At 69.5% G+C, this 22226-nt stretch carries 15 protein-coding genes; 2 read left to right on the top strand and 13 right to left on the bottom strand.

Annotated features, from left to right (window positions below; all coding sequences use genetic code 11):
- Positions 1-3: 3 nt before the first annotated feature.
- Both D7X74_RS13020 and D7X74_RS13015 read right to left on the bottom strand, forming a co-directional pair.
- Positions 4-930, bottom strand: a complete 927-nt coding sequence (locus D7X74_RS13020; protein ID WP_120533266.1) for an alpha/beta fold hydrolase — start codon at positions 928-930, stop codon at positions 4-6.
- Entirely contained in the window at positions 917-1303 is a 387-nt protein-coding gene (locus D7X74_RS13015; protein ID WP_120533265.1) for a MerR family transcriptional regulator, read from the bottom strand. The genes D7X74_RS13020 and D7X74_RS13015 overlap by 14 nt, the downstream gene beginning before the upstream one ends.
- Positions 1304-1431: 128 nt before the next feature.
- Here D7X74_RS13015 and D7X74_RS13010 point away from each other — a divergent pair, with 128 nt between their 5' ends.
- Positions 1432-2613, top strand: a complete 1182-nt coding sequence (locus D7X74_RS13010; protein WP_233602079.1) for a sugar MFS transporter — start codon at positions 1432-1434, stop codon at positions 2611-2613.
- Between the two features lie 4 nt (positions 2614-2617).
- On the opposite strand, the gene D7X74_RS13005 is transcribed toward D7X74_RS13010, so the two are convergent.
- From D7X74_RS13005 to D7X74_RS12970, 8 genes are all read right to left on the bottom strand, one after another.
- Positions 2618-3985 carry a metallophosphoesterase gene (locus D7X74_RS13005; protein ID WP_120533263.1) on the bottom strand — a complete coding sequence of 456 codons (1368 nt, stop codon included), beginning with the start codon at positions 3983-3985 and terminating at the stop codon, positions 2618-2620.
- Positions 3986-4000: 15 nt separating this feature from the next.
- The gene (locus tag D7X74_RS13000; protein WP_158622226.1) at positions 4001-5458 is read right to left on the bottom strand and encodes a C25 family cysteine peptidase; all 1458 of its coding nucleotides are present in this window, start codon (positions 5456-5458) and stop codon (positions 4001-4003) included.
- A 26-nt stretch (positions 5459-5484) separates the two neighbouring features.
- Positions 5485-10665 (bottom strand): ATP-binding protein, encoded by a 5181-nt coding sequence (locus D7X74_RS12995; RefSeq protein WP_120533261.1) that lies wholly within the window; start codon positions 10663-10665, stop codon positions 5485-5487.
- Entirely contained in the window at positions 10662-12854 is a 2193-nt protein-coding gene (locus tag D7X74_RS12990; RefSeq protein ID WP_158622225.1) for a CHAT domain-containing protein, read from the bottom strand. The genes D7X74_RS12995 and D7X74_RS12990 overlap by 4 nt, the downstream gene beginning before the upstream one ends.
- Positions 12851-14245 carry a hypothetical protein gene (locus D7X74_RS42985; RefSeq protein WP_158622224.1) on the bottom strand — a complete coding sequence of 465 codons (1395 nt, stop codon included), beginning with the start codon at positions 14243-14245 and terminating at the stop codon, positions 12851-12853. Before D7X74_RS42985 ends, D7X74_RS12990 begins: the two co-directional genes overlap by 4 nt.
- 124 nt (positions 14246-14369) lie before the next feature.
- Positions 14370-16142 carry a DEAD/DEAH box helicase gene (locus tag D7X74_RS12980; protein WP_120533258.1) on the bottom strand — a complete coding sequence of 591 codons (1773 nt, stop codon included), beginning with the start codon at positions 16140-16142 and terminating at the stop codon, positions 14370-14372.
- Positions 16143-16233: 91 nt separating this feature from the next.
- Entirely contained in the window at positions 16234-17004 is a 771-nt protein-coding gene (locus tag D7X74_RS12975) for a sporulation protein (RefSeq protein WP_120533257.1), read from the bottom strand.
- Positions 17005-17055: 51 nt separating this feature from the next.
- The gene (locus D7X74_RS12970) at positions 17056-18144 is read right to left on the bottom strand and encodes a pectin acetylesterase-family hydrolase (RefSeq protein WP_120533256.1); all 1089 of its coding nucleotides are present in this window, start codon (positions 18142-18144) and stop codon (positions 17056-17058) included.
- Positions 18145-18290: 146 nt separating this feature from the next.
- Between D7X74_RS12970 and D7X74_RS12965 the strand changes: the two genes are divergently transcribed.
- Complete coding sequence (locus D7X74_RS12965) at positions 18291-19403, top strand: Gfo/Idh/MocA family protein (RefSeq protein WP_120533255.1); 1113 nt, start codon at positions 18291-18293, stop codon at positions 19401-19403.
- Between the two features lie 16 nt (positions 19404-19419).
- Here D7X74_RS12965 and D7X74_RS12960 read toward each other — a convergent pair whose 3' ends face one another.
- The 3 genes from D7X74_RS12960 to D7X74_RS12950 form a co-directional block, all read right to left on the bottom strand.
- A complete protein-coding gene (locus D7X74_RS12960; protein ID WP_120533254.1) occupies positions 19420-19890 on the bottom strand; it encodes an SMI1/KNR4 family protein in 471 nt (156 codons plus the stop codon).
- Between the two features lie 4 nt (positions 19891-19894).
- On the bottom strand, positions 19895-20419 hold the full coding sequence (locus D7X74_RS12955; RefSeq protein ID WP_233595815.1) for a hypothetical protein: 525 nt from the start codon (positions 20417-20419) through the stop codon (positions 19895-19897).
- A 194-nt stretch (positions 20420-20613) separates the two neighbouring features.
- On the bottom strand, positions 20614-22226 hold a 1613-nt coding region (locus D7X74_RS12950), incomplete at its 5' end, for a condensation domain-containing protein (RefSeq protein WP_233602078.1).

Genomic DNA, 22226 nt, shown 5'->3' with positions numbered 1-22226 from the left:
GGGTCAGCGCAGGCCGTCCAGCACCGAGGCCAGCTTCTCCGGCTGCGACGCGAACGGCGAGTGCGAGGACTCCAGGGACTCGACGGTGAAGGCGTTGCCGGGCGTGAAGGCGTCGGCTTCGCGAATCATCAGGTCCTGGAGCGCGGGGGCCAGGGCGCGGTCCTGGGTGCAGCGGATGTAGCTGCGCGGGATGCGCCCCCAGCGCTCCTTCGTCGCGCCTACCTTGCCCACCCAGAGGGACAGCGGGATGTCCGGCGTGAGGGTGAGCGCGAAGGGCAGGAAGCCCGCGGGGTCCACGTCCTGGTAGAAGCCCGCGCGCAGGGCCTCCAGGTACGCCGCGTCGCCGCGAGGGTTGATGCGCACCGCGCCCACCTTCGCCGCGTCGCCGATGAAGAGGTTCTCGCCATGGCCGGTGCGGGCCTCGGGGAGGGCGCCGTAGCCGCTGGCGCTCTGGAGGCGCAGCGGGCAGTACGCGCTCAGGTACACCAGCCGGCCGATGAGCTGCGGCGCCTTCTCGCCCGCCCGGGTGATGACGGTGCCGCCCGCGCTGTGGCCCACGAGGATGGGCTTCGGGCCGCCCTTCAGCTTCTCCAACGCGGCCACCACCGCGTCAGCGCAGTCATCCAACGTGACGTCCGCCAGCGGGGAGCGCTCCTCCGCGAAGCGGGCCGCGGGGCCCGTCAGGTAGGAAGCAGGGAAGCGCGCGTTGAGGCCGTGCCCTGGCAGGTCGATGGCCACCACCTGATGCCCTCGGGCGGAGAGGGCCTCGGAGACGCGGGTCCAGTGCAGGGCGTTGTGCCATGCGCCGTGCACCAGCAGGTAGGTCCGGGGCTTGTCGCGCTTCGTGGGCGCGGGGGCAGCCGCGAGGCCGACTCCCGGCAGCAGTCCTGCGCCCACGAGGGCGGTCTTCATCACGTCACGACGGTTCATGGATGGCTCTTTCGGTGGAGGGGACAAGGGCTTCGTTCGCATCCAGCACGGAGAGCAGTCGCTCCCGCAGGCGCGCGAGGTCGAACAGCTGCTGGTCGACTTCGGCGAGGCGCTCGCGGTGGGCCGCGAGGGCGTCCGGACAGACGCTGGGGGTGACCTGGCGGAGCATGCAGGGCGGGAAGGTGGCGATCTCCTCCAGGGAGAAGCCCAGGCGGATCATCCGCGCCACCTGCATCACCTGGGGGACGGCCTCCTCGCCGAAGTCGCGATAGCCGTTGTCCCGCCGGTATGAGGTGAGGACCCCCGCCTTGTCGTAGTGGCGGATGGAGCGCGCACTGCTGCCCGTGCGCCGGGCGAGTTCTCCGATGTTCATCCTGCTCTCCTGCGAAAGGACGCTAGGGCCTGACACCAGTGTCAACGTCAAGGCCCTGATGAATGGCACGGAAATGCCCGGAGGGAATGCCCGGGCGCGGGCTACGTTGCGCGGCCGTGAATCCTTCCGTGCCCGTTCCCCGTCCGCGTCCCGCGCTCCTCTCGCTCGCCTACCTGGCGTTCATCAGCCTGGGGCTTCCGGACGCGGTGCTCGGGGTCGCCTGGCCGTCGCTGCGGAGCACCTTCGGCCTGTCGCAGGCGGGCATGGGGGCCATTCTCTCCGCGGCGGCGATCGCCTACTTCGTGTCCGGGCTGCTCGCGGGAAGGCTGATGCGCTGGCTCAAGCTGGGCCTGCTGCTGGCGCTGAGCACGGGGCTGGTGGCGCTGGGGCTCGCGGGGTACGTGACCGTGCCCGTGTTCGCGCTCTTCCTGCTGGCGGCGTGCTGCATCGGCTTTGGCTCCGGGGCGATCGACTCCGCGCTCAACAACTACGCGGCCCAGAACTTCGGGCCCAAGCACATGAACTGGCTGCACGCCGCCTACAGCGTCGGCGCGGCGCTGGGGCCGGTGCTGATGACGGCGCTGCTCACGCGGGGCTTCGGGTGGCGCACGGGATACGCGGTCATCGGCGTGGTGCTGGGCACGCTGGCGCTGATGTTCCTGGTAATGCGCCGGCAGTGGGATGCGCCGGTGCGAACCGACGGTGAAGCCAGCGTGCAGGTGCCCACCGCCAGCGCGGCGGAGACGCTGCGGCGGCCCCGGGTGTGGCTGCAGATCGCCACGTTCTTCTTCTACACGGGCGTGGAGGTGACGGCCGGCCAGTGGAGCTTCACGGTGCTCACGGAAGGCCGGGGCCTGCACACCGCCGAGGCCGGCACCTTCGTCAGCCTCTACTGGGGCAGCCTGTTGGTGGGGCGCATCCTGTCCGGCTTCATCGTCGAGCACCTGGGCTCGGTGCGGATGCTGCGCGCGAGCACGGGGCTCGCGGTGGTGGGCGCGCTGCTGTTCGCGATTCCCAGCGTGCCGCCCTTCGTGGGGCTGGTGCTGCTGGGCTTCGCGCTGGCCCCCATCTTCCCGGGCATGATGTCGGAGACGCCGCGCCGGGTGGGCACCGACGTCTCCGCGCACGCGGTGGGCTTCCAGGTGAGCGCGGCCACCGCGGGCGTCGCGGCGCTGCCGAGCCTCGCGGGCCTCATCGCGGAGAAGTGGGGCCTGGCCTACGTCGCGCCCCACATCCTCGCGTGCGCCGTGATGCTGGCCGTGCTGCACGGCGTGCTGTCCGCGGCGGCCGACAAGCCCGCGACGCGCTGACGGCTCAGCTTCCCGCCTTGAGCTCCGCGCTGCCCAGCGTGTGCAGCCCTTGGTCCTTCCACTGCGCCAGCCGCAGCGTGGCTCCCGTGGCGTGGGGCGCGACCTCCACGCAGGTGAAGCGGTGCTCCAGCCGGGCCAGCTTCTGACGGGACGGCTCCAGCGCGGGGTTGCCCTGGAGCTCCGCGAGGTACGCGCCCCACTCGTCGTCGGACGCGTCCGGGGAGGGGAGCCGCAGCAGGGAGATCCACGTGCCGGTGTTCGCGAACACGCGCCCGTTGCCCTGGTGCCACCGGGCCGCGTGGGTGTGGCCCATGACCACCGCCTGCGGCCCGAACTTCTTGCCCAGCCGTTCGCTCTCCGCGAGTTCGTCCTTGCCCGGTTCCAGTGCGAAGTAGTCCGTGCCCGTCTTGCCCGCGACCGTCCGGTGCAGGCGGGCGTAGAGCGCGAAGCCCGCCTTGCACAGCTTCAGGCGGGCCCGGCCCAGGGCGCCGGGGCTTTCGAAGGCGTTGAGATGCTCCGGATCCAGGGTGGACAGCAGCGCGTCCACTTCATCGTCCGCCAGGTCCACGTTCGCGATCGCCTGCGCCAGGTGTGACTCCGCCTCCGAGGCCGCGGGGGCGTCGTCGGTGGGGAATGCGAAGGCCGGAGCGATGCCCTTGTTCTGGATCAGCCGTCGCAGGAGGGTGAGCGTGCCGGACGTCAGCAGGACCTTGAGCGCGTCGGGCTTCACGCCGAGCGCCACCATCACCGCCCCCTGGAAGTCTGGCTTCAAGAGGTCCATGTACCGCATGTGGTGCTGGTCCTTGAGCGGGTTGAGCAGGCTCTTCACCAGCACGGAGCCCGGCGGATAGCGGAAGCGGCTGTCGCGCTCGGTGGACAGGAGCGAGTCGTAGTCGATGCGGTTGGCCACGTCGGTGTGTTCGCCGTGGGTGACGAGCACCCGGGCGCCACCGACCTCTAACAGGAGGGGCGCGGTGCCGTCCCGGAACTCCAGCCGCGAGGCCACGTGGGCGGGCTGCGCGAGCTCGGAGCGCACCACGGCCTGCACGTCTGGCAGGGCCAGTTCGAGGTCGTGGTTGCCCACCACCATCGTCGCGCGTCCGCCCGCGGCCAGTACCCGGCCCAGGGCCTTGAGGGACGGCGCCGTCTGCGCGGATTTCACCAGCGCCCGGGCCTGTTCGAGGGTGCGCTTCGGGTCCACCGCGAGCGGGTCGTCGTTGAGCAGGAAGTCGAAGCTGTCCCCGTTTAGCACCACGTGGGTGGGCGTGCCGGTGAGTGAGTCCAGCAGGGCGGGCAGCTCGGCGGCGCCCGCGAAGATGTCGTACGGCCCGCCGTTGCCGAGGTGGAGGTCACTGAGAATGAGCGTTCGCATGGGGTCATGCTCCTTTCAGGGAAGCACTTGCAGGTCGGTGTGGCGGATGCGCACGGCGGGATCGCCGAGCATCACGTAGTTGCGCGCGTCATTGCGTTCGATCCACCGATGGATGAGCTCCCGGGGCGCCATCTTCCCGTTGGAGGTGTTGGTGTCCAGGTGGGTCAACAGGATGTTGTTGAGATCGGAGTAGCGGCTGCGGAAGTCGCGCAGCGCATAGCCCACGGGTTGGCCGGACATGATCAACGCGAGCGAATTGTTGAAGGGCTGGACGTTGGACTGAACCAGGTTCAAGGGCTTGATCGAGAAGCCCCAGGCCCGCTCCACGTGGCCGATGACCGCCAGCGCACCTCCGCCAGGATGGGACAGCAGCCTCCGGGGCAGGGCCGCGACGAAGGCGGCCTGGGCAAGTGCTTCGCCCCGACGGGTAGGGTCGAGCGGGAACTCGTCATGGGCAGGCGTGCCAATGCCGAAGCAGGCGAAGAAGAAGGCCACCAGTCCGTGAAGCCGTGCGTCGTCCTGGATGTCTGCCGCCGACACATAGTGCGCGGGAGACATCGCGCCAAAGCCGCTCCAGTCCTGGCTCAGCAGTGCGCCCTGGTCCGTCAACTGGCGCGGATCCTTCGCGGGAAATCCGAGGCCGTGGGACGCGGTGAAGAGCACGGCCGGACGCGCCTCCCGACCGTGGAGCGCGTCGAGCAGCCATTCCTTGGTCGCATCGTCTTCGATGGCGGCGGTGTTGGCGTAGCGCAGCTTCGCGGCGATCGTCTTCGTGTAGTGGGGTTTCTCGTTGGCGGGAGCGCCCCGGGCGAGCGTGGTGACGAGCTCATCCGCGCTGAGGTGCGTGGAGCGGTCGCCCAGGTGTTTCGGTGCCCACCAGCTCACCTGCCGGTGGTTGGGGACCGTGGCCGCCGTCTCGTAGGCGACGACGCTTTCCGCATAGCGCGTGTACTCCGCGGAGGTATCGAAGGAGAGGCGACCGACATAGTAGGAGAGGGAGAGCGAGTGCTGCACGTCGTACGGGATGTCGTCCGGTCCGCCCACGAGGAGCAAGTAGGCCGGCACGCGCGTGGGATCCACGTCACCGACGCCGACCGCGTAGCGCGCGAGGAACTGATGGGCTGTCTCTCCGGACTGGTAGGTGAGGACATGCATCCGATCCGATTCCACGAGGCCGCGACGGTGGGCGATGAGCGGCTCCAGGCTCTTGCGGAGATCCTCTGACGCCTGAGCGTGGAACACCACGCCCCAGCCGGCCTGGATGGGATTCGTCGGATCCACGTCGAAGGGCAGGAAGGTCTTGGCGCCCATGGGCACGACCTGGAGCCACCGCTTCCACGCGTCGAAGTAGGGGACGTCACCTCGGGGGTCGGCCACCTCCGCGGCCGCCGGGAGCTCGACGGGCGGCACCAGGTACTGGCCGGTGACACCGTCGATGCCGTTGAGGATGAGCGGGTCTTCGGAACTGGACATGGAGCGTTCCAGGGTGGAGGTGGCGGTCAGTAGTGCAGCTGCGACTGGGGGGGCATGTAGAGACAACAATCCATCGCCACTTCCCATGCGTCGGAGGTCTTGCCGAGTGCTCGAAAGAGGTAGGTGCGCATCTCCCTCACCACTGAACTCAACGCACCGGCCCAATCTTGTTGGGTGAACGCCTGGGCCACGAGCGCATTCACTTCAAATTCAAGACCCTCCGGCAGTGATGGAATCACGAGGACCGCCGTGAGCTGTCCCGATGCCGCCAGCTCGCAAGCGAAGGCCCGGGCGTTGGCGGCGCGGAGACGATCACCCTCGATGCGTCGGGTATCCACCAACTGTGGGCCCGCGAGAATGCAGATCCGGAGCTTCTTCATCCACGCGAGCAGGTCGTCCGCGGAGATGAGCCGCTCCCGCTCCCGAATGCGGTTCTCGGAGTGTCCATTCACCGTGAGCTCCATCCGGACACCTCGCGCGGTGGGGACGGGGGTGGCCCTCAGGTACAGCAGGTCCACCGTGGCCGAATCCGCATGGGGCGCGTCGTTCTCGCCACCGCCCAGGACGCGGGCCGTCCGTCTCGCCGCCGTTTCCAACCAGCGATGGCCCAGGCGCCGTTGTGACAGGGCGTCTCCCAGTTCCACGCCCACGTGCGACGGCGGACGGACCCACAGCGCCGCCAGTTGGAAGCCACGAACGCTGCTGCGCCGCAGGTCGAGGCCGAGCTGCTCCTCCTGCGACTCGCGGAGCATCGCTCCAACCACCGCTTCCCAGCAGAGGCCCGCGACGGCGGTCTCCGTCGCGAACGCCACCTCTCCACCCATCCAACTCGTGAAGGTGGGCAGCGACCGGAGCAGTACGTCGGCCAGGCGCACCGTGTCCTCGTAAGGGTCGTGCTGGAAGAGCACGAACGGCCTGAACCGCTCACGATGCGCCGTGGTCAGTTCAACTTGGATGGGTCCAACACCCAGGGTCGAAGCCAAGGGGGAATTCGGTTCCGGGGCCCTCGCGGTGAAGAGCAGCTCACCGGGGTCGCTCGGGGGCAAGAGGAGCTCGAAGGAATGCGACGCCAGAGAATCTTCAAGCGCATTCTCATTGGGAGGGACAGCCCTGGATCGCAAGAGGGTCTGTCGCAGCCCCAGCAGCTCCGAGGTGCGCGATGTGAGTTGGCGTCGGTCCTGGGTCAGCGCATCCAATCGTTTGCCTCCATCGCGCACGTCCTCGAAGGCCAGCAGCGCGCCCGCGACGCGGAAGAGGATCTCGTCCCAGTCCTTGTCGTGATCGATCAGGTCGAGCAGGGCTGGAGGAAGCAACTTCTCCAAGGGGCCTTCCGCGCCGATCCGCTTCATCGGCCCCAGGTGGGCGGTCAGCGGCAACCGGGCCAGCTCCGAAACCAGTGCTTCGCGCACCCCTTCCAGGTTCGCGAGCGGAGTCCGCAGGAGCGCCAGGGCCCTGAACAGCGAGGACAGCACGGAGCCGACGGGGTCCTCACTCTCCTGGAAGAGCTGGAGGGCCGTCTCCAGGAGGCTGGCGCCCTTCAGCGGCAGCCTCAACGCCAGGAGTTCTCCTTCGTCCAGGGCGATGCGGGCCGCGGCGCGGGGGCCCACCTTCTTGATCTGCGGGGCGAGCTGCCGTGCGGACACGGGAAACCCCAGCGCCCGGGCCCGCAGGAGGAGCCGGAGCAACTGGTGTGGCGGAAGGTGCCTCCGCCAGTCCAGCAGGTGGGAGAACCACCGGATCAGGAACGAATGGTCCAACCCGAAGTGCTCCGCCACCTCGTCCGCTTCGACGACGTCCAGTACGAGCGACAGCATCAGGAATTCATCCAGCGACTTCTTGCCTGGGACCAGCCGCACCTTCGCCCAGCTCAGGCTGCGGCGGGCGTGCTCCGCGTCCAGCGTCGGAAGGGAACGCCAGCAGGCATGCTGTAGCCACGGGGTCGTCCCCGGGTTCCGGGGCGTCGGATCCAGGCTCAGCGTCAGCTCCGGCTGCGCCATGCCCAGCAGCGCCCAGGTCGCGGCATACTCGTTGTAGGTGGCTTCGGTTGCGTCGGAGGGAAGGAAGTTCAGCAGCTCCGCCATGGACTGCACGTTGCCCAGGTGCCGCATGCGGCGCGAAAGCTCCAGGCGCAGATTCCTCGCGAGCGTGGCCCCCTCGGTGGAGCGTGAGGCGCGCTCCTCACGGGACGTCGCGGTCCGGAGTTCGTTCAGCGCGGAGTTGATGAACCCCGCCTCTCCCAGGGCCTGGGCGTACGCGATGATGGACGGTGGGACTTCCCGGTGCGCATTGCAGTCAGGCTTCCCGTATTGCGACGCCTGCGCGCGCCAGCCGTGCTCCTCCATCCGGCGTGCGAGGTCCAGCGGTGGCCGTACCGCTCCCTCCAACTGGAGGTACGCCGTACAGAGCCGATCCTGGTCCAGCACGCTCGGATCGATTCGCGACCACTGTCTCAGGATGTCGCCCCCATCCATCGCGGCCCAGTCCTTCAGGAGCTGCGCCGCCGGCACCCCCTCCGGGTAGAGCGATCGGATCATCTCCAGCCGGACGCGAGCGCCCGTGTCGTCGGGCGCCCGCCAGTCCAGCCATCGCTGCTGCGTCGGTCCCACACGGACCCGCGACACCGCCTTGAAGAACCAGCCCTCCACCCACTTCGGCTTCTTGCGTTGGTGGGCGAACGCACGCGCGACCGTCGCCAGCGCGAAGCCCGCAAGTGCTGGTGGGACCTTCGCCGAAGCAGCCCACTTCGCCGTCTGCGTCAGCGGCTTGTCCGCCAGCGAGCGGAAGCTCCCGGCCCGTTCGGCCTGTTCGACAATGGCCGCCAGCGCTCCGACCCACGCGGCCTGGAGCTGTTCGTCCCAATCCTCGATCCGCCAGGGCTTCGTCTGGCTCCAGAGCTGCTTGATGCGGACCTCGCTCAACGGCGCTTCGTTGGCGTTGGCCGCGATGATCTTTCCGAGCAGTGCGCGGAGGCGCAGGTGTCCGTCGTCCTCGGGGGCGATGCGGCCGACCTCCGCCCATTCCTCTCCGGCGGGGCGACGGCGGTGGAGGAGGCTGGCGGCGTACGTGGCCAGGACGACCGCCCGGAATGGCCGGGTGGACGCCGGAGCATCACGGCTCAGGGGGCCCTGATCCGCCAGGAGCGAACCACAGACCGAGCCGAGCGCGGCGAAGCTTCCGATGTTGATGTTCCGCTTCTCGATGAGGCGCCACCACGCGACGGCCCGCTCGGGTTCGTCTCGGAGCAGCCCGCCGAGCAGCACGTAGTGGAAGACCTCCACCTTCGCGATGGCGTGATGGACGGTGAATTGTTCGAGGGAGTCCGTCGCTCGCTGGGACGCGTCCCGGAGGGAGTCAGGCTTCGTCGCGCGGCACCAGGCTTCGAGACGGGGCCGCAGGCCCTCGTCCACCTGGTAGTACGGAGACTCCGGCCGGACCCATTCCTGGCGGATCAACTCGCGGAAGGCGGCCTCGAAGGACTCGGGCGCTCCGCTCCAGGTGTCGCGCAGCAGGGGTTCATCGAAGCGCCCCAGCAGCGCCACCATGGGCAGCAGCTTGAGCAGGTCCGGGTTCTGGAGCCGCTCCACGATGCGCAGCTCGACATAGCGGTCGCTTCCAGGCTGGGCCAGCAACTCGGGCGTGACGCGCGGGTCCTCGCGGCTCCAGTCCGTGTAGAGGACGACCTCGAAGGGATTGAAGCGTGTCGACGGTGGCGGCGCGGTCCGCGTGTGCACGAACACGGAAGGCCGCGGCGGCTCCTGGGTCTTCATCAACACGGCCGTCCGCAGCTCACGCGGCAGTTCGCGTTGGCCCGCGCGGGCCTGATCGAAGTACCGCTCCGCTTCCCACTGGGAGAAGGACTGCATCTCGTGCAGCCGGAGGAAGTCTCTCGGGGGAAGCCACGAGGGCGCGTTCTCCAGCCGCCAGCCCGCGCCGCTGGAGGCGAGGGGCCGACGGCCGAAGAAGACGACCCGGAGCCCCGGCGCCTGCTGGTGCAGATCTTCAAGGAGCTGGAACGTGGCGGTGACGTTGGCGGGTTCATCTCCGGAGGAGAGCTTCGCCAGCTCCTCGCACGTGTCGAAGAGGAGGACGACGGGTCCATTCAGCTCACGCACGACGCTGGCGAAGGCATGGAGCATCTCCTGCCAGTGGGGCGTTCGCTGGATGTCCTTCCAGGAGGGCGCGGAGCCTCCGGCCAGCTCACGCACCATCAGCCGCGTCCGGTCGAACCAGTGCAGGCTCCGGCTGATCCGTCCCGCGCCTCCCTGGAGGAAGAGCTGCTCCGCGAGCTGTTCGATGAGCAGCCACGGAGCCTGCGTCGGATACGCCGGGTTGAGGTGATCGAAGTCCACCCGGGCCCAGTACCCCCGCGCGATGCTTCGTGCGCAGAGGTGACGCACCAGCATCGTCTTGCCGATGCCTGCCTTGCCCACGAAGTGTAGCGCCCAGGCGGGGGTGTCCTGGGGAGCGGTCATCAACTCACGGAACGCTTCGAGCTGCTCCTCGCGCTGGAGGTAGTGCTCCAGCCGACGCTCGTCCTCGCGGTGAAGCTGGAGGAAGTCGATGCGGCGGGCGGCGGCGCTGGCGGCCGCGCCGAGCGTGGGACCGAAGATGGGCTCCAGGTGCCAGGCCGTGCGCACCCAGCTCATCGCGTCCGCGAGGCGTTGCTCCTCCACCTCCCCGGATGCAGGAGTGAAGTCCTGCTCCACCCGCTCCGCGATCCGCTCCTGGAGTTCGGTGGCCAGGACTTCGGGATTGTCCCCCCGGGCAGCCAGTCCGGCCCACCGTCGGGTCGGCAAGGGGACCAGGGTCTTCAACTCCGGAGCGGACAGCTTCTGGCCCAGCAGATGACTCTCTTCACGCAGGGCCTGTTCGAGCGACGGGGTCTTCTCCAGCAGCCGTCGCAGCTCGCGCTGACGGATGTCGGGAGGCATCCAGTACTCGCGGATGGAAGGCGCATCCAGGTCCAGGCTGGAGACCTCCCGGGACTGGCACAGCCCTTCCGCGCGCAGCCACTCCAGCGCGGCGGCCGTCGGAGGAAAGCCGCACGCCTGCGCAAGCGCTTCCGTCCACACCGGGACGAGGAGCATCCACCGCAGGGCGTCCTCGAAGCCCTGCATCCGGTCATCGCGCGTGCGCCGGTTGGCTTCGAGGTTCTGCTCGACGAGCTGGTTGATCCGGGCCAGCTCCTGCCGCAGGTCGGCGTTCATGAGGTCTGCCCTTCACGCGCCGGAGTGCCCCGGAGCAAGGCCTTCATGGTGGCTTGATCATCCGCCTGAAGGAGCATCTTCGACGTGCCGAGCGCCTTGAGCACCGCGTCCAGTCCCGCGTTCCCGTGGAGCTGGGAGGGCAGTCCCTTCACCAGGTCCTTGAAATACGTTTCGAGGAACATCGCCACGTTCGGCATGGCGGGATTCGGGACCTGCGGCGGTTCGCGCAGGAGGACGTACTGGTTGTAGATGAGCGGCTCCAGCGCCTCCGGGAACCGGCTGATGTCGTGACGTTCGACGGTCGCGCGCTCCAGCAGGGCCTTGATGGGACCATCCGCCTGGGGATGACCGGGCCAGCGGCGGCAGCTCACCACCACCGGCGTCGTCAGGCCCTCGAAGATCAGCCGGTGCTCCAACAGGTGCACGAGCGTGGACAGCGCGGGCGACCAGGTGTGGATGCCGTCCAGCAGCAGCAGCGCGCCCTTGCATTGCGTGTCCTTCGCCAGGGCCGCCAGGTCCATGGCCAGCGCCAACCGGAGCACGGCGGGGTCCGTCGGCCCGCCCAGGGTCAGCGCCTCGTCGAGGTCCGGGTGGAGCGGCGGGGCGGGGCTCTTCTCTCGCAGCAGGAGCGCGCGCAGCTGCGAGTCCTTCGCGGGGCCCACGCCCCAGTCGTTCCGCAGGTCGCGCAGCTTCTTGAACAACTCCGTCAGGAGCCGCTCGGTCGTGGGGGCCTCCGTGCTGCCTTCCGGGAAGCCGAAGAGGACGGGGACGTAGCCGGACTGGAGCGCGTGCACGGCCAGCTCGCTCATCAAGCGCGTGGCCCCGTACTTCACCGGAGGCTGCTCCATGGCGGGCCCGACGATGGCGAAGGGGTTCCACTCGCAGCGCCCTGAGTCCAACCAGCGCTCGAAATCACGGAACGCTTCGAGCCGGTCGCAGAACGGATGATTGACCCGGAGCGTGTTCGCGATCCGCAGGCGCACGGAGGCCTGCCCCACGTCCTTCAGCACCAGCCGCGTGTCCGTGTCGCCTCGGATGATGAGCTGGGAGAAGGCCCAGTCGCTGGTCGCATGGCGGCCGTCGAGCAACTGGAGCCCGGCGCGACGGCCGGTGGTAGTCGCGAGCCCCAGGTCCACGGGCGTGTTCGGGACGCCTTCGAGCAGGGACTCGTAGAGACGTCGGGTGAAGAGACGGCAGGCGTGATCGGCGACCTCTCCGGCCATGCCCACCACCATCGGGACGCCAAGCTTCGCCAGCTCCACGGCGAACGAGGCCTGCGCGGTGGCGGAGGCGGGATCCTCCTGGGGCATGGGCGGCCGGCCCTTCGCCGAATCACAGGCGTTGACGACCACCACCGTCGGCAGTGGGACGCCCGTGCCCTGGAGGAGCTGGTACAGGTCCTGGGCGCTCCAGCGCTTGAAGCCCTCCCGCTCCTCGGAGGGCGGCGCCTCCCGGCCCGGCTTGAGATGGATGCTGTCCCATTCACCGTGGCAGGTGAGGTGGAGGACCGTGGGCTGGTAGCTCTTCACGGCCGCGGCGAGGTCCTCGCCATGGGCCGCGATGAGGACGCGGTGGTGGAGGGCCCGCTGCTGGTGGTTCAGGTGGCGCAGCAGTCCCAGGTATTCGGCACCCGGGCGGATCCGCGGATCCGTCAGGTCCGTGCCCACGACGAAGAGCACCCGCAGGTCGATGGGCGCGCGGGCCTGGAAAGGACGCGTGACGGGCACCCGCCGCACCAGCGACACCTCCGGGGCGTGCTGTTCCGCGAGGAAGCCCGTGTCATCCCGCATCAGCTCCCAGTGCAGGCGGCTCAGCTCCCACTCGCCGGAGTCCCATTCGAGCACCAGCTCCAGGGACTCGTTCTTCGGACAGCGGCCCTTGAGCTGTTGCCAGAAGACACCGCCCAGGAGCGTCTCCAGCAGGTAGCGACCGAAGCCCCACAGGTGGCCCTGCGTGGGCGTACCGCCGTGAATGCTGGTGAAGGCGCCGCGCAGTCCCTTCTCGGGCTTCATGCCCTGCCAGAGCGCGGTGACCTCCGGGAGGCCATCGAGCGCACCGTCCTCGGTGGGGAAGGGGAAGCCGTTGTCCAGGCGCCGCAGGTGGTGGTGCGGCGTCCCATCCACCTCCACGCGCCAGAACGCGGCCGGGTCCAGGGAGGGCTCCCGCACCACGGTGATGACCGCCCTCATGCCGCCCCCCGGGCCGCCGCCTCGAGTCGCGCCGGGTCCATGCCGAGCAGGACGTCCAGAAGCCCATCCCCGTTCAAGGGCGCACCCGGAGGCTTCGCGCCACCGCGCCGCTCCGGGAGCCGTTTCTCTCCAATCAGTTGCTTCACCGTGTCCGCGAGCGCGTCGAGCGCGGACGCGTCTCCCATGAGGGGCATCGCTTCGGTCCGGGCCCACGCCTCGAGCGCGGCGCCGGCCATCCTTCGGGGCCCCGTGACATCGAACGGCGTGGGGATGGCGGGCCAGCGCAGCTCGAAGTGCCGGGCATCGAAGCCCAGCAGCTCCGTCAACGACACGTCGGAGCCGGGCAGCTCCGCCAGCGAGGCTTTGACCACCGTGTCCACGAGGCGCAGATCCTCTTCCGCGAGCTCCACGCCCGCGACCAGGGCCCGTGGATCCAGCCCGTTCAGGCTCGCCTGCGCGCCGGACAGGCCCAGCCGTTCGGCGGTCCGCACCATCAGGTGCAGTCGGACGGCGGCGGCGGGGTAGCGATCGCGCGGCACGCCCATCCCCGCGTCCGGGTGCTGTTCGAACTCGACCAGGGCCCGCACCGCGGCCGTGCCGAAGGAGACCACCGAGTACACGTCCGCGAAGACCTCCTGCGACCATCGCCCCCAGCGTTCCGCGGCGAGGGCGGCATCCGTCAGCTTCAAGTCGGTGGCGGACCGGAGGACCGCCTGTTTGAGTTGGGCCTGAAAGCCCTCCACCAGGCCCAGGTGGTGCTGCACGTGGTGGCCCACCTCGTGGCCGATGAAGACGAGCCACCACGGGGAGGCGACGCTCGCCACGGGCAGGTGGATGAGCGCGATGGGCAGTCGCTCCAGGTGCTCCGCCAACAGCGGACCGCCATCCCGGCTCAGCTCCCGGGACACCCATGTACGGGGCGTGGCCGCGGGCGAGTGCTCCAGGTCGATGAAGGGCAGGGGCGCAGGCCCGCTCGTCACGTTCAGTCCGAGGGTCGGAGCCCGCTCGAACACCGAGCGCCAGGCGCTCCAGACCACCTCGTCCGCCGCGCGCAGCAGCGGGGCCAGCCGGGCGTCGTCCCGTTGATCGAGCCGCTCCCGGAAGAAGCGCCACAGTCGCCGCAACCACAAGATGCGCAGGTCGTGCCGCCGGCACTGCTCCGCGAACGCACCCCGGGGAAGGCCCAGGTCCAGCGCGTCCAGGTGCTTCGTGAGTCCCCTGGCGGCCCCGTCGATACAGGCCTCGATGGCCATGAACTGGCTGGCGTGCTGCTCGGCGACGTCCTGTTTCCTGCGCAGCGTCAGCCATGCGGCGAACTCGGCGCGCAGCGACCCCAGCTCGCGGCGCAGGCGCTCGCGCAACCGCCGGTTCTGCTCCCCCTCGTCACTCATCGTGCCCGCCATCCTAGGTCCCACCCTCCACCGGGAACAGGGCGGCCTGGCCTGGGAGCGCGTGGCGGCCCGGAGCGACGGCTCCGGGCCCGCGGCCCCGTCACTCGCGTGACGGGGCGGTGTCTCAGTCGCGGGTGTCGCGGCGCACGGAGACCTTCTTGCCGCGCAGCGTGGCGCCCTTCAGCGCGGAGATGATGCGCGCGGCGTCCGGCTCCGGCACCTCCACGATGGAGTACATGTCCGCGATGTGGATCGCGCCGATGCGCGAGGAGTCGAGCCCCGCCTCACCGGCGATGGCGCCCACCAGGTCCGCCGGCCGCATGCCCGCGGTGCGGCCCGCGCCGATGAACAGCCGGGTGACGTTCCACTCCGGCGCGCGCGGCTCGCGGGCGGGACGCGCGGCGCGCTCCCCTCCCGCTTCGCCGCGATCCGCGCGCGGTGCACGCGCCGGGCGTTCGGGACGGTCGCCCCCACGGCTCGGCGGCCCCGAGCGCTCCGTGCGGGGGAAGCGCTTCTCCGACGGCGGCGCGACCGTGGGGATGTCCTGCTCGGCGGCCTCGCGGCCCTCGTCCTCCTTCTCCTGGAGGAGCTTCACCGCGGCGGCGGCGACGTCCATGACGCTGAACTCGGTGGCCAGGTTCTCCACCACGCCCCGGTACGCCTCCAGCTCTCCCTCGACGAGCGCCTCGTGCAGCGACGAGCGCATCATCTCCAGCCGGCGGGCGCGCAGGTCCGACACGGTGGGGACCGCGGAGACCTCGATGCGCTGGCCGGTGAGCTTCTCGATGTTGCGCAGCAGCCGGTGCTCGCGGGGCTCCAGCAGCGTGATGGCCACGCCCTCGCGGCCCGCGCGGCCGGTGCGGCCGATGCGGTGCACGTAGGCCTCCGGCGCGTTGGGCACGTCGAAGTTCACCACGTGCGACAGCCGGGGGATGTCCAGGCCTCGCGCCGCCACGTCCGTGGCGATGAGCAGGTCGGCCGCCTGCGACTTGAACTGCTTGATGACGCGGTCGCGCTGCTCCTGGCTCATGCCGCCGTGCAGGGCGTGCGCGCGCCAGCCGCGTCCGTTGAGGGACGTGGTCAGCTCATCCACCTCCGTGCGCGTGCGGCAGAACACGATGGCGGCGGTGGGGGACTCCAGGTCCAACACCCGCCCCAGCGTCGCGATCTTGAACGCGCGCGGCACGATGTAGGCCGTCTGCCGGACGCGGGGCATCTCCCCGGCCTCCAGCTTCTCCTTGGCGATGCGGATGCGCTCCGGCTCGCGCAGGTGGCGCTCCGCGATGCTGGAGATGCGCGGGGGCAGGGTGGCGGAGAACAGCGCCGTCTGCCGCTTCTCCGGCGTCTCGGAGAGGATGGCCTCCAGGTCGTCCGCGAAGCCCATGTCGAGCATCTCGTCCGCTTCGTCCAGCACCACCGTCTGCACGCGGTCCAGCTTCAGCGTCTTGCGGCGCAGGTGGTCCAGCGCGCGGCCCGGGGTGGCGACGACGACGTCCACGCCGCGCTTGAGCACGCGCAGCTGCCGGCCAATCTCCTGGCCGCCGTAGAGGGGCAGCACGCTGACGCCCAGCTTCTGGCCGTAGCGGTGGATGGCTTCGGACACCTGCATGGCCAGCTCGCGCGTGGGCACGAGCACCAGCGCGGAGGTGCTGTGGGGACCCGCGGCCCCCGGGGTAAGGTGTTGCAGCAGGGGCAGCGAGAACGCGGCCGTCTTGCCGGTACCGGTGGCGGCGATGCCCAGCAGGTCCTTGCCGGAGAGCAGGGGCGGGAGCGCGGCCGCCTGGATGGGCGTGGGCTCTTCGTAGCCGAGGGACGTCAACGCCTCGACCAGCTCGGGCTTGAGACCGAGGGAGTCGAAGGTGGGGTTTTCAGTGGCGGGAGGCGGGGGAGTCTTCACAGGGCGGCTTGTACCACTTTCACGCCCCGGCGTCGGACTTGCCACGTCGGCTGCGTTCACGACCGTTCAAGCGTCCCGGATGTTCCGGTTTTCAGCTTTCCTGGCGCAGGTGCGCCGCCAGCGCTTCCGACACGGCTTCCACCCCCCGGGACAGTTGCGCCGGAGACAGCACCAGCCGCTCGCGGCGCCCGCCCTCCAGGGCCGTTCCTTCGAGGAGGGAGCTGAGCCCCCGGGGGCCCCGGTCGATGTCGAGGATCAGCTCCAGGCCGTCCTCCTTCGGGAACGGCAGGAGGCAGAGCGTTCGCGGAGGCCCCCGCCACGCGGGGCCGGAATGGAATTCCAGCTCCTGGACGAAGGGCTCGTCGCGGCCCAGGGGGGGCCCGGCCTCGCAGTACGCGTTCTTCCACTGGAAGCCCAGGTGCAGGGCGGCGTCGAGCACGGTCTGGAGGGAGGGGTGGGGCAGGACGTGGATCCGGTCGCTGTCCTCGGGGTTGAGGGCGTTGTCGATGTCGAGCGCCGTCTTGATCCACACCGGCGAGCCGCGCTCCGTCAGCGGCGTGTGGACGGGCATTCGCAGGGAGAAAGGCAGCTCCTTCGACTCCTGGGGTTGGAGCGTGAAGGGGTTGGCGATGCGCCAGGTGCGCACGACGGTGTTGAGCGCGCTGCGGCGGTCGTTGTCGCGTTGGAGGTACTGCGCCATCAGGTGCAGGTCGATGCGGTCGATTCTCTGGGGCGTGTTGCCGCCCTGCACGTGGACCGCGCCGCGCAGGTCCCCGCCCGCGCGCACGGTGTCGTGCTCCAGGCGGGTGTCCACCCGGGCACTGCCAATCCCAAGGCGGGCGAGCATCTTCTTGAAGGACATGGGCGGGAGGCTCCGGGGCGGGAGGGGAAGGCAGGCGCGAAGCAGGACGGCTCAGGGGCCTTCGTGGCCCCAGGCAGGATCATCGCTCGCGAAACGCTGGAGCCAGTCGCGCACGGTGAGGCCCGCGCCGTTCGCGGCGTCCGGGTGGGCCAGGAGCACGTGGGGGTTGCCTGGCAGGTAGAAGGTCTTCACGTTCGGGGCCGCCGCGGCGCGGGCCGCCTCCAGTCCGGCCTGCACCTGGGGGCCGTCCAGTCCGAAGTAGAGGGAGATGGTGCCATCCTGCTGGTAGCCGAGCATCCCGTATCGCCGGGGGGCGGTGAGCAGGTTCGCGGAGGCGCCCAGCACCGCCGACAGGCGCGTGTCACAGCCGGAGCACCCTGGCGGGAACTCCACGCCCCAGCTCGCGCGCATGGTGCCGTAGCGACCATCCCCCAGGGTGTCGATGACGAGCCCCGAATCGTTCAGCACGTCCACCCGTGCCCACGGCAGGGCCTTCTGCACGCGCCAGGCATTGAACGTCGCCCCGTAGCCGCCCGCGCTGATGCCCGTGAGCCAGACGCGGTCGGCGTCGGGGAAGGTCGGCTGGAGCCGCCGCAGGTACGCATCCAGGTTCCGCGCGCCCACATGTTCGACGTTCTTCGGGCCGAACCAGTCATACGTCTGGATGCGGGTGCCCGCGTGGAGGTCTCCGGTGCAGTAGGGGACGTAGACGAAGCTCGCGTCGCGGAACGGATTGCGCGGATTTTCGCGGTCGAAGAGCACCGCGAGGTCCGGCGCGCGGGCCTCGGCCAGCACGGGAGCCTCGCCCATCGTGTCGGTGATGTGGGTGGCCGCTCCGAGTGCGCAGGCGGCGGCCTCCCAACACGCGCCACCGCCCGCGAGGAAGACGAGGACCCGCTTGGAACGGTCCGTGAGGTTGACGGCCATGCCCGTGGACGAGCCGTTCGCGCAATGGGCCTCGGGGACGGGCACGAACGTCCAGGTCTCCCGGGGCGCGTCGATGGGCGGGCCCGCATCCACCGTGTAGGGGATGGACGGAAGGTCATACGCCCCGGCATCCGGAGCACCGCTGTCCTCGAAAGGTGTCGCGCAGCCGAAGAGGACGAGGAGCCCCAGGAGCGTCAGGAAGCGAGCGTGCATGGCTTTCGCGCATAGCACACGGTGCCGTGGGCCCGCCTTCCTGCCTGCCCCTCATACGGGCCGTGCACCGGAGGAACGATCGCGGCTTGCTGGGTGGCGGAGCGCGTCACCAGGGTTGGGACTCAGCTCACGACGGGAGAGGCGCGATGGCCCAGGGGACGTCCAGGAAGGTGCGGTACGCGGTGGTGGGGGCGGGCAATCTCGCGCAGGTGGCCATCCTGCCGGCGTTCCAGCACGCGGAAGAGAACTGCGAGCTGGTGGCCCTCATCTCCTCCGACCGGACGAAGCGCGACGTGCTCCAGCGCCGGTACGGCGTCTCGCACGCGGGGGGCTACGAGAACTTCGAACAGGTGCTGCGCGATTCGCGCGCGGACGCCGTCTACATCGTGTTGCCCAACAGCCAGCACCGCGCCTTCACGGAGCGGGCCGCGCGCGTGGGTGTCCACGTCCTCTGCGAGAAGCCGATGGCGACGTCGGTGGAGGACTGCGAGGCGATGATCCGCGTCACCAACGACAACGACGTGAAGCTGATGATCGCCTACCGGCTGCACTTCGAGGAGGCGAACCTCCAGGCCGTGGAGCTGGTGCGCTCCGGCAGGCTGGGCGACCCGAGGATGTTCTCCGCCCTGCTCACGCAGCAGATGCGCGACGGGGACATCCGGGGCAGCAGGGAGCTGGGGGGCGGGGCGCTCCTGGACGAAGGCCCCTATCCCATCAACGCCGCGCGCTACCTGTTCCGCGACGAGCCGCGTGAGGTGTTCGCCTACACAAGCGGCGGGGACGGCCGCTTCCACGGCGTGGACGCGACGGCGTTCGCGCTGATGCGCTTCCCGCACGGACGGGTGGCCCAGTTCGGCATCAGCCACGAGGCGTCGGCGGTGTCGAGCTACCGGCTGGTGGGCACCGAGGGCGACCTGCTCGCGCAACACGGCTTCGGGTACGGCACGGACATCGAGCACCTCATCACCGTGGGGGGCAAGGCGGAGACGCGGACGTTCAAGAGCAGCGACCAGTTCGCGCCGGAGCTCATCTACTTCTCGCGCTGCGTGCTGGAGGACCAGGAGCCGGAGCCCAACGGCATCGAGGGACTGGCGGACGTGCGCGTCATCGTCGCGTTGCAGGAGTCGGCGCGGACCGGGCAGCCGGTGAAGCTGGCGCCGTTCGAGAAGCCCCAGCGGCCCACGCTCGCGCAGCTCATCGTGAAGCCCCCGGTGGAGCCGCCCGAGCCGGTGAACGCACCAGCTCCGGTTCAGGGCTGATCTGCGAGGCCTGGGGTCAGGTGTCTTCCCGGAGCCAGAACCAACGCTCGTTGGAGCGAAGTGCGCCTTCGAGGAACTCGGAAAAAGAGCTGGCGATCTGGCGGCAGTAAGCCGGGTCCGGGAACGCCTCGTTGTAGCCGTCACGGATGGGATATCGATCGCCGTGTTTCTCGCTCACGTCGAGAAGGATGTAGTTGCTGTCTCGAACTTCGCACAGGGCGTACCAGGACGCGGGGCCTGCGCGGTCGGTGTCATCCTTGCGCATGACCACCCGTGCGCGGCGAAGCTGCGACAATGGGAAGAAGGAAAAGGCGGGGTCGACGCGGTCGAACAGGTCGGCGCCGTCACAGTGCAGGTAGAAGGCGCGGAGGTCCGGGTCCAGGCGCCACCCCACGCTTTGCTCGAACGCTTCGATTTGCGCCTGTGTCGCAGGAGGGCGCGCATGGTGGATGCGTGACACCTCCTCCAGCAATGCGGACATTGGCATGTCGCTACTCTCCGTAGGGATGGTCCATGCCGACGCTGGTCCACGGCGGCTCATTGGCGTAGCACTGGTTGTAGAGCCCAAAGAGGTCCTGGTGGATGTCTTTGGGGAATGGGAAGATGTTGTCCCAGTCGATGGGATTGCCGCCGTGCCAGAGGTCCCGGATGTGGTGTCCCTCGTACGGCCTACCGTTGGCCCCGGTTGGCCATGCGCCGAATCGGTCTGCCCATTTCTCCCGGAACTCCGTGCGGATGTTGTTCCAGCGGCTGCGGGAGGTTTCGTTCTGAGCGGGGCTGAGTGTTCCGTAGTTACAGCAGCAGTGCGTCACTCCGAACCGGCTTCCTGCCCGGACGATCGTTCCCTCGAAGTCCATCTTGACGTCCGCGAGCCACATGCAGCCTTGGAGGACATGCCCGCTTCCGGCGCACTTCTCCCGGCAGTAGTTCATGATCAGGCTGCTGCACTGCCAGGGGCCATAGTAGACGACGGTGCGGAACTGCCCGCCGCCGGGCACCGGTACAAAGGGGCTCACCCACTTTCGGAGTGTTCCAGAAGTGGTCGCTATCGGTGTTTCGGCGCATGCACTCAGTAACAGCGCTCCCGCCAAGCTCGCGATGTAACGCCAGGAAGGCGCTCTATGATTGGGTTTCACGGAGTCCAACTTTACGACACGGTGATCTGCTCGGGCGCGCAAACGTTGAAGTTCCTCTGCGGAAGGTGGTTGCCTCATGGAGTGCCCGTGCGGCCCCTCAGTGGGCCGTCCGGATCCGCGAGCACCGTGTCGAGTATGCCCAGGAGGTCGGTGTGGATGCCCTCGGCGGTGCTTGCATCGAACAGGTCGGTGTTGAACTCCAGCGCGCCGGTGAAGCCCTCGGCCATTTCCGTCAGGGACAGGGCCAACTCATAGGTGGCGTTGCCCCGGCTGACCATCACGCGCGTCACGTCGAGGCCCGGGAGTTCGAACGGTACCTCCGGGGTGTTCTGCAGGACGAACATGGCCTGGAACAGCGGGGAGCGGTTCGTGGGCAGCTCGACGCCCAGCGACGCGACCACTTGATCGAGCGGGACTTCCTGGTGTGCGTACGCGCCCAGCGTCTCCTCTCGCACGCGCTGCAACAGTGCGCGAAACCCCGGGGCTCCGCGCAGGTTGACGCGCAGGCACAGGCCGTTGACGAACATGCCGATGAGCGGCTCCAGCTCCGGCAGGAGCCGGTTCGCGATGGGCGACCCGATGACGACCTCTTCCTGCCCGGAACGGCGCGCGAGCACGACACCGAACGCGGCCAGCAGGGCCATGAACGGCGTCACGTTCTCGCGGCGGCACAGGGCGTGGAGCGCGTCGCTGCGGACACGGCCCAGTTGGACCGGACGGCGGATGCCATTGAAGGTTCGCTCCGGCGGACGGGGACGGTCGGTGGGAAGTCGGAGCTCCGTGGGTGCCCCCGCGAGCGATTGCTTCCAGTACGCGAGGCGTCGCTCCAGCTCTGGGCCGGTGAGCCAGGTTCGCTGCCACGCCGCGTAGTCGGGATACTGCACGGCGAGGGGCGCGAGTCCGGCTGCACGGCCGTGGGCCAGCGCCGTGTACAGCGCCCCCAGCTCCCGAGCGATGACGCCCAGGGACCAACCGTCCGCCGCGATGTGGTGCACGCAGATGAGGAACAGGTGCTCGTCGCTCTTCACGCGCAGGAGCGAGGCGCGTACGAGCGGAGCCTTCTTCAGATCAAAGGGCGTCGCCGCATCGGCGTGGACGTACCGCCACGCTGCTTCCTCCGCGTCCGGCTGCTCGCGCAGGTCCTCGAAGCGCCACGGGAAGTCACCCGCGGGGACGACCCGCTGGACGAGCTGTCCGTCCTCCTCCGAGAACCGGACCCGCATGGACTCATGGCGTTCCAGTAGGGACTGCAGGGCTCCGCGCAGCGCTTCGACATCCAGGGGGCCCCGGAGTCGGTGACCGTAGGGAATGTTGTAGGCGCTCGACGTGGGCGCGCGGAGGAAGAACCGGTACAGCCGCTCCTGCGCATAGGACAGCGGAAGCGCGCGGTCGCGAGGCACTCGCACGACCGGAGGCATCGCTCGGGGGCCGTCGTCCTGGTTGAGCGTCCCCAGGTGCCGTGCCAGGTCCGCGACCGTGGGACCGCTGAAGAGGACCCGGAGTGCGACCTCCGCGCCCAGCTCCGAACGAATTCGCGAGACGAGCTGCGTGGCGAGAAGGGAGTGGCCGCCCAGGTGGAAGAAGTTGTCGTTCAGGCCCACGCGCTCCACGTCGAGCAGCGAGGCCCAGAGGCGACAGAGGGTGGCCTCGGTGGGCGTGGAGGGCGGGACATACCCCTGCGTGTCAC

The organism is Corallococcus sp. CA047B (genome assembly GCF_003612065.1).
GTDB classification, from domain to species: Bacteria; Myxococcota; Myxococcia; order Myxococcales; family Myxococcaceae; genus Corallococcus; species Corallococcus praedator.
The sequence above is the reverse complement of the archived record's forward strand: the minus strand, read 5'-3'. Positions and strand labels throughout refer to the sequence as shown.